Genomic DNA, 13,964 nt, shown 5'->3' on the forward strand with positions numbered 1-13,964 from the left:
ATTATTAGTATAACATTTTGAATTTACAACTAAAAAAGATACCCTCTTTTCAGGGTATCTTTTTTAGTTGTAATAGCTAGTATCAAAATACTAACAATGAAAAAATAGTCTAGTCATTAATTAATTTTTCATACTTACGAATAAGATCAAATTTTGAGTCATCAGCTTTTTCATAGCCTTGATGACTATAAATTGAAGCTACGATTTCATGACCTTTTTCTGTTTTAGCAATGTCAATAAATGCGTCTGATAATTTTTGACGAAAACTATCTGACATATCTGAACGAACACTAATTGTGTCATTTGGAATCATTTCAGTAAAGTAAATTGGTGTGATTTCAGACATAATATTTGGATTGTCTTTTTGCAATAATGTTCTTGCATCTTCAAATACAAACGCTGCATCTGTATCACCATTTAGTACTGAAATAATACCTTGGTCGTGACCCTTAACTGTCACTAATTGCGCATCTTTTTCAACATCGAAGCCTTTTTCTTTAAGATCAGCCACTGGCATCATGTAACCCGAAGTTGAGGTAACATTTTGAACAGCGATTTTCTTACCTTTTAAGTCTTCATAAGATTTAATGCCACTATCTGATTTGGCCACAATCATTGAACGGTAACCATCAACTAAATCAGTTGTTGATTGACCATTTGGTTGTTTAACACCATAACGCAATGCTTGAAGTAAAACATCTGCTGCACCACGATCATGCGCTTTTACATACCCATCAGGTGGTAAGAAACCAACATCAATTTTTTTAGAAGCCATTGCTTCAACCATTGAAGTGTAATCTGTTGAAACACTTACTTTAACAGGAATCCCCAGTTTTTCTGATAATAAATCAGCCAAAGGTTTAGCACGTGCTTCCATTGTATCAGCTTGACGACTTGGTACAAACTGAACAGTTAAACTCTTTGGATCTTCAGTTTGTTTTTCAGTTGTTTTTGAACCTGAAGAACAAGCTGTTAATCCTAAGGTTACTAACAACGCACCAATAAGTGCTGTTAACTTAATAATCTTTTTCATAAAATCCTCCGATAAATAATTTTTAAACTAGACGTTTTCTAATGCTACCTGAAACAAAATCGACAAGTGTTACCATCACAATAATCCCAATTAAAATGATACCTACACGAGACCAAGCACGTGTTGATAATGCAAACACAAGTGGTGTACCGATTCCCCCAGCACCTACTAACCCTAAAGTTGTAGCTGCACGAATCGATAATTCAAAACGATACAATGTGTTTGAAACAAACTCAGGTAAAACTTGTGGAAAAGTTGAAAACATCATGACGTTTAGTTTTGATCCTCCAGATGCAATAACTGCTTCATCTGTTCCGCCATCTAAGTTCTCAATTGCTTCACTGAATAACTTAGCCAGCATTCCAATGGAGTGAACTCCCATAGCCATAACTCCGGCAAAAGCACCAGGGCCGACAGCTTTGATGAACATTAAGGCTAGAACAATTTCTGGAAAAGTCCTTATAAATGTTAACACAATTTTACCTGTAGCGGAGGTAAAACGATGTTTATATTTACTTCGAGCTGCCCAAAAAGCAAATGGCACACTAATAATAGCAGAAATTGACGTACCTAAAAATGCCATCGCAATCGTTGCAACTAAGTTACTAATTAAATCTTCACCGTCTCCACGCCAAACATAGTCAAGATCTGGATGAATTAAGCCATTAAAAATTGAGGCTGTAATTTTTCCCGCTTGCTCTTTAATTCCTGTAAAGGGAATACCTGTAAATGACCAAATAATAATTGCAAAAACTAATGCAAAAATAACGATATTGCGGACCGTTTTAATTGTTGATTTTTCTTGTTTTGGTAAACGTTTAACTGACTGCATTATTTTGTCAAAGCCTCCCTTGAACGGTTACTAATTTCATCAATTACTAAAATGACAATGAAAGTCACTAGTACAATTAACCCGACACGATCATAGCGATACATACTTAAAGAACGTTCTAGGAATAATCCAATTCCTCCGGCACCAATATAACCTAAAATTGTTGAAGAACGAACGTTGATTTCAAATGCATAAAGCACATAACTGATGTAGTAACTCATTACTTGAGGTAAAACACCATAACGGATGATTTGCATTTTGCTAGCACCAACAGCTGTTAAGGCTTCAATTGGGCCTTCATCAATTGTTTCGATTGCTTCATAGAACAATTTACTTACCATACCGAATGTGAATACGGCTAAGGCAAAAACCCCCGTTACGGCGCCAATTCCGATAATAGCAACGAAAATCGCTCCCAGTAATAAGTTAGGAATTGTTCTGATGATGTTCAAAATAAATCGAAATACACCTGTTACAATTTTATTTTTGACAATATTTTGTGACACTAATAATGCGTATGGAAATGCAATAACAGATCCAATTAAAGTTCCCAAGATGGACATTTTAATTGTTTCAAGCAGAGGATTTGTAATTTTATCCAAATAGCCCCAGTCTGGTGAACACATTTTAACTAAAATTTCGGTAAAATCGCCTAAGTTAGCAAATAACTGTGTAAAATCCAGCTGAGTGATCATAACAGAATAGATAAAACCCAAAATCATAACCACTGTTACAATCCATTTATTTAAATTAAGCGGCTTTTTTGGTAACTGTTCCATTATTGAGCTGCCTCCTCTGTTTTTGAAGCAGTATAAACAGATTTAATCTTTTCATCTGTGATTTTACTTGCTGGACAATCTAACACAATTTCCCCGTTACGAATTCCAATAAAACGAGTAGCGTATTTTTTAGCCAACTCAACAGAGTGTAAGTTAACCATCACTGTCATTTTTAAATCTTGATTAATTTTTCTTAAATCATCCATCACTTGAGTGGTTGTTTTTGGATCAAGTGAGGCAACGGGTTCATCAGCTAAAATAATTTTAGGTGATTGTGTTAACACACGTGCAATTGACACACGTTGTTGTTGTCCACCACTTAATTCATCTGCACGATTATATAATTTTGATTCTAATCCTACACGTTCAAGTGCTTCATATGCGCGTAATTTATCTTCATTTGAGAACAATCCCAAACTCGATTTTAAGAAGTTATAATAAGCAACACGTCCAGTTAAAACATTTTTTAAAACAGACATTCTTTTAACTAAGTTAAAGCTTTGGAAAATCATACCCACATCACGACGAATGTGTCTCAAAGACTTTCCTTTTGCTTTCGTGATTGATTGGCCATCAATCTTGATATCACCTTCTGTAATATCGTGTAGACGGTTGATTGAACGAAGAAGTGTACTTTTCCCCGCACCCGATAAACCAACAATTACCACAAATTCTCCTTTAGCTACGGATAAGTTAATATCATTTAGACCTTTAACACCATTTGGATAAACTTTAGTGACATTAGCCAATTCAATAATTGGATGCATACTTGAACCCTCTGACATATAAAAACTCCTCAAATTCATTTTAATAAATGGGAATACCCAACAATATACCTATTATACATACTTAATGTTCGTTTTTCTATAATTTTCACCAAGTGAACATTGTAAATTGTTCATATAATTAATAGTACGTTAACATTAACTCAACAAATAAAATTGAACAAAAATCAATAAAAGACTTTTATTTTTTTTCAAAATGTATTACAATAGTTTTTTCAATAAGACACCTTAATTCCTTATTGAAAAAGAAGATTCCAAATCATTCTTTAATTATTTCATATTACAAAACCTTTCATTATTTTGAGTCAAAACACAATCCCTAATATCTTACCTTGAATCTACTTAAATGTACAGATGTTATTGGGACTTAAAATTCAAAATAATATAATTAAAATAGTCAAAATCAAACCAAAACCAAAAAAAGAATTATTTGAAATCTTTTAAAGTATAAATAAAAAACACGCTAAGCTTTATGCTTAGCGTGTTTTTTATTTGCTTGATTATTTGTTTTGTAGTGCTTCTTCAATTTTGTACATACTTGCGAATTTTGAGTCGTCAGATTTTACATAACCTTCATGACTCGCAATTGATTTAACTACTTTATGTCCTTCTGGAGTTTTAGCAATTTCAATCATTGCATCAGCTAATTTTGTTCTGAAAGCTTCATCCATGTCTGAACGAACACTAATTGTATCGTTTGGAATGCGTTGTTCAGTGAAGTAAACAGCTTTCACATCATTCATGATATTTGGATCATCTTTTTGCACATTCAATCTTGCATCTTCAAAAGTAAAGGCAGCATCAACGTCGCCATTTAACACAGAAATAATACCCTGATCATGACCCTTTACAGTGACTAATTGAGCCTGAGTTTCAACATCAAGCCCTTTATCTTTTAATTCAAGAACCGGCAACATATAACCTGCAGCAGAAGTTACGGCTTGAACCGCAATTTTCTTACCTTTTAGGTCTTCCCAACTCTTAATGCTGCTACCGTTTTTAACCGTAATCATTGAACGGTAACTATCAACTAGTTGATCAGTCACTTTACCATCATTTTGACCGTAACGTTGCGCTTGTAAGATAACATCTGCAGCACCTCTTTGATGGGCTTTGACATAGTTACCTGGTGATAAGAATGCCATGTCTACTTTCTTAGATGACATTGCTTCAACCATTGAATTTGAATCGGTAGCAACCGTTACATTAACCGGAATACCTAATTTATCTGATAACATTTGACCAAGTGGTTTGGCTAAATTTTCCATTTCACCTGCTTGAACACTAGGCGTTACCTGTAGGTTAATAGATTGTGGAACATAGCTTTTAGCAGTAGAACTTGTTGATTCTGACGATGAACCTGAATTATTTTTTGAACATGCGGTTAACATCACAGCTAATAATGATACGGCTAAAATAGCAATAAGACTTTTGATTTTTTTCATGAACGATTCCTCCGAATTAGACGTTATAGTTATATAATATACGAACATTAATATATAATCAAGACAAATTATACGTAAAATAAAAAATTAAATTCTACCCTTATTCTTATTATAATATCCTGAAGCTGACAATTTGCTGACTATAACCCAGCTGAAATGAGGTCATATCATGAAAAATCAACTACTTCCCATCCAAAAAGGTTCAAACTTTCGTCAATTAACCGGTTACGTTAATCGCGAACATTTAACGATAAAACCTCACAAACTAATTCGTTCCGGTCATCTAGGTCAACTAACCGACGATGACGTTAAATTTTTAGAAGACTATGGTGTTGTCTATAATATGGACTTCAGAACTGACCATGAAATTACTACTATGCCTGATCGTGTACTACGCGATGCTGACTATATTAAAAATCCTGTTTTCTCAGAAGAAATCGCTAAAAATGCTGTTCGTACAGTTGATATCACTAAAAATACAATTGATGACCCTAAATTTGGTTATAAGCATTTAATTAGTTGCTATCACGATATCATCTTAAACGACCATCCTAGACAGGCTTATCGTACATTTTTTGATTACCTACTCAAAAATGATCAAGATAATCAAGCTATCTTATATCACTGTTCAGAAGGTAAAGACCGTACAGGAATGGCTACTATTTTCTTATTATCAGCACTTGATTTTGATGAAGAGACTATCAAAAAAGATTACTTATTAACTAATCCCGCCACTACTGCATATTTGAATAGTTGCTTAGCTGTTGCTCATGAAAACGATGCAGATGAAGCAACCATCGAAGCAATCACAGACCTTGCAACTGTTAGAAGTGACTACGTTGACTATGCTTTTAACTTAATTAATGAAAAATATGGTGATATGCCAACTTTCCTTGAAGAAGTTTTGAATTTAACACCCCAAAAAATCGCAAAATTAAAAGCAATTTATTTACACTAATTAGCGTTAAGACTTTGAGGTCTTGCCGGTTTTAGCTTAAAATAGAAGTTGTACCATTTATCAAAAATAAAGCGAGGTAAAATCCAATGGCATATAATATGATTGGTGTAAAAAACGGTTCTAATTTCCGTGAACTTACCGGCTACAAAAATAAAGATGGTTTAACTATTAAACCAAACAAACTTTTGCGTAGTGGCCATTTAGGTGATTTAAGTGATGCAGATATCCAAGTCCTAAAAGACCACGGACTAACTTATGACATGGACTTTAGATCACAAGAAGAAATCAAAGCGGTCCCAGACCGTGTTCCTGAAGGTGCTCAATACGTTTGGAATCCTGTTTTTTCACAAGATTTAACCGATAACTCTAAAAGTGCAACAGAACTAGCTGATGAAACAACAGATGATCCAAAATTTGGTTTTAACCGTATGATTTATGCTTATCACGATATCATTTTAGGTGAAAAAGCTCAAAAAGCTTATCGCAAGTTCTTTGACTACTTACTCAAAAACGACCAAGATAACGAAGCACTTCTTTTCCACTGTACAGCAGGTAAAGATCGTACAGGTATGGCGGGTGTCTTTTTAATGCACGCACTTGGCATGAATTATGAAACTATCAAAGAAGATTATTTATTAACTAACCAAGCTTCAAAACCTTATATTGACAACCGCTTAGGTCTTGTTGAAGAAAAAGGTGGCGATCCTGTAACTTATCAAGCCGTTAAAGATTTGGTTTCTGTTCAAGAAGGTTACATTAACTATGCACTTGAATTAATGGACAAAGATTTCGGCGGTATCGACAACTACTTGAAAGATATTCTTGGCGTAACAGATGACAAAATCAAAAAGTTACGTGAAATCTATTTACACTAATAGCACAAACTAAAAAGCATTGAGTAAAAACTCAATGCTTTTTTATTAAACTTCTTTTCTGCGGTAAAATAGTAAACCGATAATTAAGAAGATGATGATATAAATTAATGATCCAATTCCAAGTTGAGTTGCATTTAAATGAGCCACTTTTTCAAGAGATGCAGTACTTTCATTAAAATTCAAAAATAGCATATTAAATGGCGTATATTTTAGCCAGTCTAAATTTGTCAATTTCATTAAACTTGATAGAAGTGACGATATCATTGATGATGTTAAAAAGAATACCAATCCTAATGTAACAGCCAATGATGATTTTTTGATAATACTTGCTAATAAAAACACAACTGAAATCACTAACCAAGCGTTAATAAAATCACTAGCTAACATTCTTAAAAAACTTTCTGTCATCGTTGTAACCGTTTCACCGCTAATAGCGTTTTCAGACCACGTAAATGACATATTAGTAGTCAACAAACGCCCAGCATAATAAATAATGCCAGTATAAACAACTAATAAAATATTTAAAATAATTGAGTATATAAATATTGTAAACCATTTACTTATTAAAATTTTTCCACGTGAATATTTAGAAGCAAATAATTCTTTAATAGTTCCATATTCATATTCCATTGATAAAATACTTCCAGCAGATGAAATCAAGGTTACGACCAGCCACAATGCTCCAGCAGATGAAATTGCTGTGTAGCTCATCACTTCAGAACCTGATAATATAGTCAGGATTGGGCCTAAAAGCATAATAACAAACATCAACAAAATCATAATCCATGTACTGCTTTTTTTACGTAATTTAAATAACTCGTTTTTAACTAATGTCCCCATTTTATGCTTCTCCTCCTTGCGCTGATTCATTTGGATAAAGTAACTTCATTAAAGATGACTCTAAGTCAGAAGCCTGTTTATCCACATCTAAAACATCAAAACCTTGCTCTACTAAGAATTTAATCACAACAGCTAATGTTGTTTCATCTTTTAGTAAAAAGCTCACTTTTGTTTTTGGCATTTTGAATCCAGCATTATTCAAGGTTTCACAAGCAGCACGGTCATCATTTGTTTTAATAACCACACGAATCTTGTAGGAGCCATTTAGTTCTTGAGGTGTTGTATCACGAACAACTTTACCTTCGTTAAAAATAATTAAGTGATCAATTACCTTTTCTAGTTCACTCAAAATGTGACTAGAAATCAAGAATGTCACACCTTGTTTAGCCAATTTTTGAATCAATTGACGAACTTCAATTACAGCATGAGGATCTAGTCCATTCATAGGTTCATCTAAAATCACTAAACTAGGATTGTTGATTAATGCCATGGCAATCCCTAGCTTTTGTTTCATCCCTAGTGAGTAACTTTTGGCACGATTTTTGATGTAGTCTTGCATCCCCAAATCCTGCACCAATTCATCAATACGCGCTTTTTGATTTTTACCGTCAGCGAACATCTTTAAATGATCATATCCAGTTAAAAATGGATAGATAGCTGGATATTCAATTAACTGTCCTACTTTTTCAAGTTGTTTATGTTTTGAGAAAGTGACGGGATCACCCTGAATTTCAACTTCCCCATCCACTTTAATCAACCCTAGTGCTGCTTTCATTAATGTGGTTTTACCTGAACCATTAGGTCCTACCAGCCCGACAATTTGACCAGACTTAACTTCAAAAGAAACATCGTCTAGCGCTTTTTTGGTACGATATTTCTTATTTAAATGACTAACTTTCAATTCTGTTGTCATGATTTTCCTCCTTATAGATAACACTTCACATTTTAGCGTATCATATTTATTTAAATTTAGGTTAATTTCATATTGGTTTTAATTAAATATTATTAATTAAGGAGTAAACTAGCCATACAAGATAAATTTTAGGAGGTTCATGATGATTGTCACAACAACAAATCAAATCGAAGGTAAACAGATAACTGAATATTGCGATATTGTTTTCGGTGAAGCAGTCGCCGGTGTAAATATGTTTCGCGATATCGGTGCAAGTTTTCGTAACGTTTTCGGTGGTCGTTCAAGAGGTTATGAAAATGAAATGATGCAAGCTCGTACTGAAGTGATTGAAGAAATGAAGCAACGTGCGGCTGCAGTTGGTGCCACCGACATTGTTGGCGTTAAGTTTGATTATGATTTAGCCAATGAGATGTTAATGGTGATGTGTTCAGGAACTGCGGTTGTTACTGAAGACAAATAAAAAAAGAGAACGCTTTAAGCGTTCTCTTTTTTTATTTGTCTAATGGTTTCCATTCCCATTCTTGTACTTCAGGAAGATCATCACCAATATCACGAATATAATCGTGGTGTTTTTGTAAAATGCTATCCATCTTACTTGAAAATCCTGCTGCTTTTGTACCATATACTTGATTAGCCACATCTTGTGCTAAATGGAAACGGTCTAATTCGTTCACAACTCTCATATCAAATGGTGTTGTAATATCACCATTTTCACGGTAACCGTGAGGGAAAACATTACGGTTTGTGCGGTCAAAGAAGTAATCACGAATTAAGGTTTCATAACCATGGAAAGCAAAGATAACAGGTTTATCTTTAGTAAAGATACGGTCAAACTCATCATCACTTAATCCACGAGGATCAAATTTTTGTGAACGAAGTTTCATAATATCCACAACGTTTACGAAGCGAATTTTTAGGTCTGGATATTGTTCATGCAAGATTGAAATTGCAGCTAGTGATTCAACGTTTGGTTCCATACCACTTGCAGCAATCACAACATCAGGTTCTTCACCGTTATCAGTTGAAGCCCAGTCAATCACTTTAAGACCTTTATCTACCAATTCAGCTGCTTCTTCAATACTGTAGAATTGTGGACGAGGTTGTTTTGAAGCCACAATTAAGTTCACTTTTTCTTCTGAACGAAGTGTCTTGTCCATCACAGCTAATAAACTGTTAGCATCAGCTGGTAAGTATTGGCGAATGTATTCAGGTTTTTTCTCAGCCAAGTGCGTAATAATACCTGGATCTTGGTGAGTATAACCATTGTGATCTTGTTGGAATGAAGTTGATGTTGCTAATACGTTCAATGATGGGTATTTTTTACGCCAAGGCATTTCATTAGCTTTACGTAACCACTTAAAGTGTTGGGTAATCATTGAATCAACGACACGCAAGAAAGCTTCATATGATGAGAAGAATCCATGACGACCTGTTAGAACATAGCCTTCTAGTAGTCCTTCTGCTTGATGTTCTGATAATTGGGAATCAATAATACGACCTTCAGGACTAATGTATTGATCAACACCTGGTTCAGTTGCTTCTAACCATTGACGAGGTGAAGCTTCAAAAGCATCATATAAACGGTTTGACATCGTTTCATCAGGACCAAATAAACGGAAGTTATCTGGATTTTGACGAATAATATCGCCAATAAAGTCACTCATAACCAACATATCTTGAGCAACCACTTGACCACGTTTTGAGTTGTCTAATGCATATTGACGGTAATCTGGCATTTTAAGTGGTTTAGGATTAATTCCACCATTTGTGATTGGGTTCATTGCCATACGGTGATTACCTTTTGGTGTAAGATCTTCTAATTCTTGAATCAAGCGACCATTTTCATCAAATAATTCTTCTGGACCATATGAGTTTAACCAATCAGTTAAAGCACCTACATGTTCCATATGATGTTGGTCAACAGGAATTGGAATTTGGTGAGCTCTAAATGAGCCTTCAATGACATTGTTATCCCATGTTTTTGGACCTGTCCAGCCTTTTGGTGTACGAACAATTAGCACTGGCCAGTTAGGACGAGTCACATTTTCTGCTCCTTCACGGCGAGCATTTTCTTGGATAGATTTGATTTCTTCAATCGCTTGATCCATCACTTTAGCCATTTCAGGGTTTAATTTATCAGCATCGTTGCCTTCAACAAAGTAAGGTTTCCAGCCCATACCTTCAAAGTATTGTGTGAGTTCTGCATCTGTTTTACGTGCTAGAATAGTTGGGTTTGAAATTTTGTAACCATTCATGTGTACAATTGGTAAAACGGCACCATCTTTAGCAGGGTTGATGAATACATTAGAGAACCACGAAGCAGCTAGTGGGCCAGTTTCAGTTTCACCGTCTCCAATCACAACTGCTGAAATAGTATCTTTATTATCTAAAATTGCACCAACACCATGTGAAAGTGCATAACCAAGTTCTCCACCTTCGTGGATTGAACCTGGTGTTTCAGGAGCTGCATGTGAAGCCACTCCGCCTGGGAATGAAAATTGTTTGAATAGTTGAGTCATTCCAGCTTCATCGCGAGAAACTTCAGGATAGATTTCTGAATAAGAACCATCTAGGTAAGCGTTTGAAACCATTACTTGTCCACCATGACCAGGTCCTTCAATGTAGAACATATCTAGGTCATATTTGTTAATCACACGGTTTAGATGTGTGTAAATAAAGTTTTGACCAGAAATTGTTCCCCAGTGACCGATTGGATGGATTTTTAAATCATCTGCTTGCAGTGGTCTCTTTAACAATGGGTTATCTTTTAAATATAGTTGACCAACTGAAACGTAGTTAACAGCGCGCCAGTATTTTGTCATTAGATCAAAATATTGTTTTGAATTGTAGTCTACCATGTAATTCTTCCTCCGAAATAATTCGCTTGATTTGATAATCCCAGTATAAAGTTTCCCCTTACTAATAGTCAACCATTTATAAAAAAGGTGCGTACCAATTTAAGAAATCTTAATCTTCTAACGAGACAAATGTATGGTAATTCATGTAATCATAGCGTAACCGCATTTGAGAATATTCAAACGGTGTTCCATCATCCAAGAAGAAAATTCCAGATAGTGTCCCTACCGGCTCCGTAGATAATAAATTCAACTCGGTTCTATCTTCTTCAGTTGACGGGCTCACACCAATTGTCAAATAAGATTTTGTCACACCTTGCTTTTTGACTTGTTCAACATACTTAAACAATGATTCAGTCAATGTCTTTTCTTCTAACTGTGGCAAAATCTTAATTGGGATATAACCAGTCTCAATCATAAACGACTGATCATCAAATGAACGCAATCGTTTAAAAGCATAAACAAAGTCCGTGTCTTTGATAAATAAGTCAGTCGCTAATTCTTTAGGGCAGCGCTCAACATTGAATGATAATAATTTTATTTGAGGTGATTGGCCATTCATTTGAAAACTATCACTAATTCCTAAATTAGATCCGTTTTTATAATGAAATACCGAATCATTTTTCACAAATATTGGATTGATGAATGTTCCTGAACCTCGTTTTTGAAAAACTGCACCCTTATCAGCTAATAACTTCAAAGCCCGTTTAATCGAACTACGGCTTACCCCAAAAGTCTGGCTCAATGTTCTTTCATCAGGTAGCTTCATTGTTTCTTGATATTCACCATCTAAAATTTGGTTTTGCAGTTCATGCATGATTTTTTTATAAATTAAGTTTTTTTCCACAAAAGATCCCTCCAAAAAAAACGTAATCAAAGTTCAAGATTTGATTACGTTTTTTTGTAAATTTTAATTATCTGTTACCTTGTCATCTGCTGCTTCTTTGAAAGTTACGAATTTATTAAATGTATACTGTGATACGGTGACAATACCTAAAGCAAACAGTTTAACGATATAAATATTGTAACCTAATTTAGTAGCGAAAATAAATAAAATTAAATTACTAAACATGATTCCAACTAAACCGACCACATAATAATTTAGATAGCGCTTCAATAAATTATCTTTAACTTTGAAGTTGTAGTGAGCATTCAAAAAGAAATTGGAAGTGAGTCCTAATGTTGAACTGACAAAATTTAAAATTTGTGTAGATTCAAAAATAGTATGTAAAATGAAAAAACTTCCAAAATCAACAACCAATCCACTAATTCCAATTAGACAATAAATAATAAAATCCCGATTGATTTTTGTATGTTGAGTTACAGGCGACATGAATTATCTTCCTATTCCGATTATGTAATTTATGCTTTTGGCATACTTTCATATTTTAACGCTTTTAAGTTCTTTTTCCAAAGATAAATCTGTTTTTTAAGAAAACTTACGCTTTAAAAAAGGGGCTACCTTTTAGTAGCACCCTTTTATCTCGTGTGGTGTAATTCTTTTTTATGATCAAAACGCTCTTTGGCATAAGAAATTAAGTGATCAATTAAATCTGGATAAGTAATACCCGCAAGCTCAAATAATTTTGGATACATACTGATGTTGGTAAATCCTGGTAACGCATTTAACTCATTAAAAACAATTTGTGAGTCAGAATTTTGTAACATGAAGTCAACACGTGCAAGTCCTGAACATTCTAGGATGTCATAAACTTTCAAGGCTTCGGCTCTCACTTCTTCAGTAAGTTCTTCAGAAATAGGTGCTGGAATAGCTAACGTTGCACCAGATTCATCAATGTATTTATTTTCATAGCTATAAAATTCACCTTCGGGTGTGGTGATTTGACCAACACCACTTGCTTGAGGATTTTCATTTCCCAAAACGGCAACTTCAATTTCAACACCATTAATTGCTTCTTCAACTAGCACTTTATCATCGTATTCAAAAGCTTCAGCAAGTCCTTTGTTGAAACTTTCTTCATCAATCGCTTTACTAATTCCTACCGAAGAACCTTGGTTTGATGGTTTGATGAAAACGGTTGACCCTAGTTTTTGTGAGACTTTGTCATAGGTCCAGTCATCTTGTGTATGGCGTTTAACAATTACCCAATCTGCTACTTTAATACCCGCACTTTGGGCAATAATTTTTGTGAAATCTTTATCCATTGTGACAGCAGTGCTCAAGACATCTGATCCTACAAACGGTTTATTTAAGATTCTAAATAATCCTTGTAAAGCACCATCTTCACCAATGTTACCGTGCACAATTGGGAAAAAGACATCAACATCTTGGTAGTCACCTAATTGCACAATATTTGCAACATTTTCAACAGCCGCTTTATTTTCTACTTCAAGATGTGGATTATCAAATAATTGTTTTGATGTTTCTAAATCCACCATAAATCCTGATTGGGTTAAGGCCATTGGGTACACTTCATATTTAGCTTTATCGATAGCTTCATAGATATTTTTAGCTGATTGAACGGATACTTCATATTCAGAAGAATTCCCACCAAAAATCAAGCCTACTTTTGTTTTTTTCATTATGTAAATTTCCTCTCAGTTAATTACTGTAGTATGGTTGTATTATACTACGAGTTAATTTAATTCAAAAATATTTTTTAAATATAAACTTTAAAGTTAACTTTT

General features: G+C 34.3%; 14 protein-coding genes. 3 read left to right on the top strand and 11 right to left on the bottom strand.

Annotated elements, in window-relative coordinates; translation table 11 throughout:
• Positions 1-109 precede the first annotated feature (109 nt).
• From phnD to FC86_RS00385, 5 genes are all read right to left on the bottom strand, one after another.
• Positions 110-1,033: a phosphate/phosphite/phosphonate ABC transporter substrate-binding protein gene (gene phnD / locus FC86_RS00365; RefSeq protein ID WP_056974050.1), complete on the bottom strand. Its 924-nt coding sequence runs from the start codon at positions 1,031-1,033 to the stop codon at positions 110-112.
• Positions 1,034-1,055: 22 nt separating this feature from the next.
• The gene (gene phnE, locus FC86_RS00370) at positions 1,056-1,865 is read right to left on the bottom strand and encodes a phosphonate ABC transporter, permease protein PhnE (protein ID WP_056974051.1); all 810 of its coding nucleotides are present in this window, start codon (positions 1,863-1,865) and stop codon (positions 1,056-1,058) included.
• Positions 1,865-2,644: a phosphonate ABC transporter, permease protein PhnE gene (gene phnE, locus FC86_RS00375; protein ID WP_056974052.1), complete on the bottom strand. Its 780-nt coding sequence runs from the start codon at positions 2,642-2,644 to the stop codon at positions 1,865-1,867. Before phnE (FC86_RS00375) ends, phnE (FC86_RS00370) begins: the two co-directional genes overlap by 1 nt.
• Positions 2,644-3,429, bottom strand: coding sequence for a phosphonate ABC transporter ATP-binding protein (phnC, locus tag FC86_RS00380; RefSeq protein ID WP_056974053.1), 786 nt, complete (start codon positions 3,427-3,429; stop codon positions 2,644-2,646). Before phnC ends, phnE (FC86_RS00375) begins: the two co-directional genes overlap by 1 nt.
• Positions 3,430-3,929: 500 nt before the next feature.
• Positions 3,930-4,874: a phosphate/phosphite/phosphonate ABC transporter substrate-binding protein gene (locus tag FC86_RS00385; RefSeq protein ID WP_056974054.1), complete on the bottom strand. Its 945-nt coding sequence runs from the start codon at positions 4,872-4,874 to the stop codon at positions 3,930-3,932.
• A gap of 169 nt (positions 4,875-5,043) precedes the next feature.
• On the opposite strand from FC86_RS00385, the gene FC86_RS00390 reads away from it, so the two are divergent.
• Together FC86_RS00390 and FC86_RS00395 are read left to right on the top strand one after the other, a co-directional pair.
• On the top strand, positions 5,044-5,832 hold the full coding sequence (locus FC86_RS00390; RefSeq protein WP_056974055.1) for a tyrosine-protein phosphatase: 789 nt from the start codon (positions 5,044-5,046) through the stop codon (positions 5,830-5,832).
• An 86-nt stretch (positions 5,833-5,918) separates the two neighbouring features.
• Positions 5,919-6,707, top strand: coding sequence for a tyrosine-protein phosphatase (locus FC86_RS00395; protein ID WP_056974056.1), 789 nt, complete (start codon positions 5,919-5,921; stop codon positions 6,705-6,707).
• Positions 6,708-6,752: 45 nt separating this feature from the next.
• Here FC86_RS00395 and FC86_RS00400 read toward each other — a convergent pair whose 3' ends face one another.
• Complete coding sequence (locus FC86_RS00400) at positions 6,753-7,547, bottom strand: ABC transporter permease (RefSeq protein WP_056974057.1); 795 nt, start codon at positions 7,545-7,547, stop codon at positions 6,753-6,755.
• A gap of 1 nt (position 7,548) precedes the next feature.
• On the bottom strand, positions 7,549-8,460 hold the full coding sequence (locus FC86_RS00405; RefSeq protein ID WP_056974058.1) for an ABC transporter ATP-binding protein: 912 nt from the start codon (positions 8,458-8,460) through the stop codon (positions 7,549-7,551).
• 142 nt (positions 8,461-8,602) lie between these two features.
• Here FC86_RS00405 and FC86_RS00410 point away from each other — a divergent pair, with 142 nt between their 5' ends.
• Complete coding sequence (locus FC86_RS00410; protein WP_056974059.1) at positions 8,603-8,920, top strand: heavy metal-binding domain-containing protein; 318 nt, start codon at positions 8,603-8,605, stop codon at positions 8,918-8,920.
• 31 nt (positions 8,921-8,951) lie between these two features.
• Here FC86_RS00410 and FC86_RS00415 read toward each other — a convergent pair whose 3' ends face one another.
• From FC86_RS00415 to FC86_RS00430, 4 genes are all read right to left on the bottom strand, one after another.
• A complete protein-coding gene (locus FC86_RS00415; protein ID WP_056974060.1) occupies positions 8,952-11,318 on the bottom strand; it encodes a phosphoketolase family protein in 2,367 nt (788 codons plus the stop codon).
• A gap of 109 nt (positions 11,319-11,427) precedes the next feature.
• Positions 11,428-12,132 carry a GntR family transcriptional regulator gene (locus tag FC86_RS00420; protein ID WP_056974193.1) on the bottom strand — a complete coding sequence of 235 codons (705 nt, stop codon included), beginning with the start codon at positions 12,130-12,132 and terminating at the stop codon, positions 11,428-11,430.
• Between the two features lie 93 nt (positions 12,133-12,225).
• On the bottom strand, positions 12,226-12,648 hold the full coding sequence (locus FC86_RS00425; RefSeq protein ID WP_056974061.1) for a GtrA family protein: 423 nt from the start codon (positions 12,646-12,648) through the stop codon (positions 12,226-12,228).
• Positions 12,649-12,794: 146 nt separating this feature from the next.
• Entirely contained in the window at positions 12,795-13,862 is a 1,068-nt protein-coding gene (locus FC86_RS00430; protein WP_056974062.1) for a D-alanine--D-alanine ligase family protein, read from the bottom strand.
• Between the last annotated feature and the right edge of the window lie 102 nt (positions 13,863-13,964).

Source organism: Holzapfeliella floricola DSM 23037 = JCM 16512, assembly GCF_001436605.1.
GTDB classification, from domain to species: domain Bacteria; phylum Bacillota; class Bacilli; order Lactobacillales; family Lactobacillaceae; genus Holzapfeliella; species Holzapfeliella floricola.

What these genes read in the sequence shown, in the direction of transcription:
- phnD (WP_056974050.1), bottom strand. Translation starts at nt 1,033, where the DNA reads ATGAAAAAGATTATTAAGTTAACAGCACTTATTGGTGCGTTGTTAGTA.
- phnE (WP_056974051.1), bottom strand. Translation starts at nt 1,865, where the DNA reads ATGCAGTCAGTTAAACGTTTACCAAAACAAGAAAAATCAACAATTAAA.
- phnE (WP_056974052.1), bottom strand. Translation starts at nt 2,644, where the DNA reads ATGGAACAGTTACCAAAAAAGCCGCTTAATTTAAATAAATGGATTGTA.
- phnC (WP_056974053.1), bottom strand. Translation starts at nt 3,429, where the DNA reads ATGTCAGAGGGTTCAAGTATGCATCCAATTATTGAATTGGCTAATGTC.
- FC86_RS00385 (WP_056974054.1), bottom strand. Translation starts at nt 4,874, where the DNA reads ATGAAAAAAATCAAAAGTCTTATTGCTATTTTAGCCGTATCATTATTA.
- FC86_RS00390 (WP_056974055.1), top strand. Translation starts at nt 5,044, where the DNA reads ATGAAAAATCAACTACTTCCCATCCAAAAAGGTTCAAACTTTCGTCAA.
- FC86_RS00395 (WP_056974056.1), top strand. Translation starts at nt 5,919, where the DNA reads ATGGCATATAATATGATTGGTGTAAAAAACGGTTCTAATTTCCGTGAA.
- FC86_RS00400 (WP_056974057.1), bottom strand. Translation starts at nt 7,547, where the DNA reads ATGGGGACATTAGTTAAAAACGAGTTATTTAAATTACGTAAAAAAAGC.
- FC86_RS00405 (WP_056974058.1), bottom strand. Translation starts at nt 8,460, where the DNA reads ATGACAACAGAATTGAAAGTTAGTCATTTAAATAAGAAATATCGTACC.
- FC86_RS00410 (WP_056974059.1), top strand. Translation starts at nt 8,603, where the DNA reads ATGATTGTCACAACAACAAATCAAATCGAAGGTAAACAGATAACTGAA.
- FC86_RS00415 (WP_056974060.1), bottom strand. Translation starts at nt 11,318, where the DNA reads ATGGTAGACTACAATTCAAAACAATATTTTGATCTAATGACAAAATAC.
- FC86_RS00420 (WP_056974193.1), bottom strand. Translation starts at nt 12,132, where the DNA reads ATGCATGAACTGCAAAACCAAATTTTAGATGGTGAATATCAAGAAACA.
- FC86_RS00425 (WP_056974061.1), bottom strand. Translation starts at nt 12,648, where the DNA reads ATGTCGCCTGTAACTCAACATACAAAAATCAATCGGGATTTTATTATT.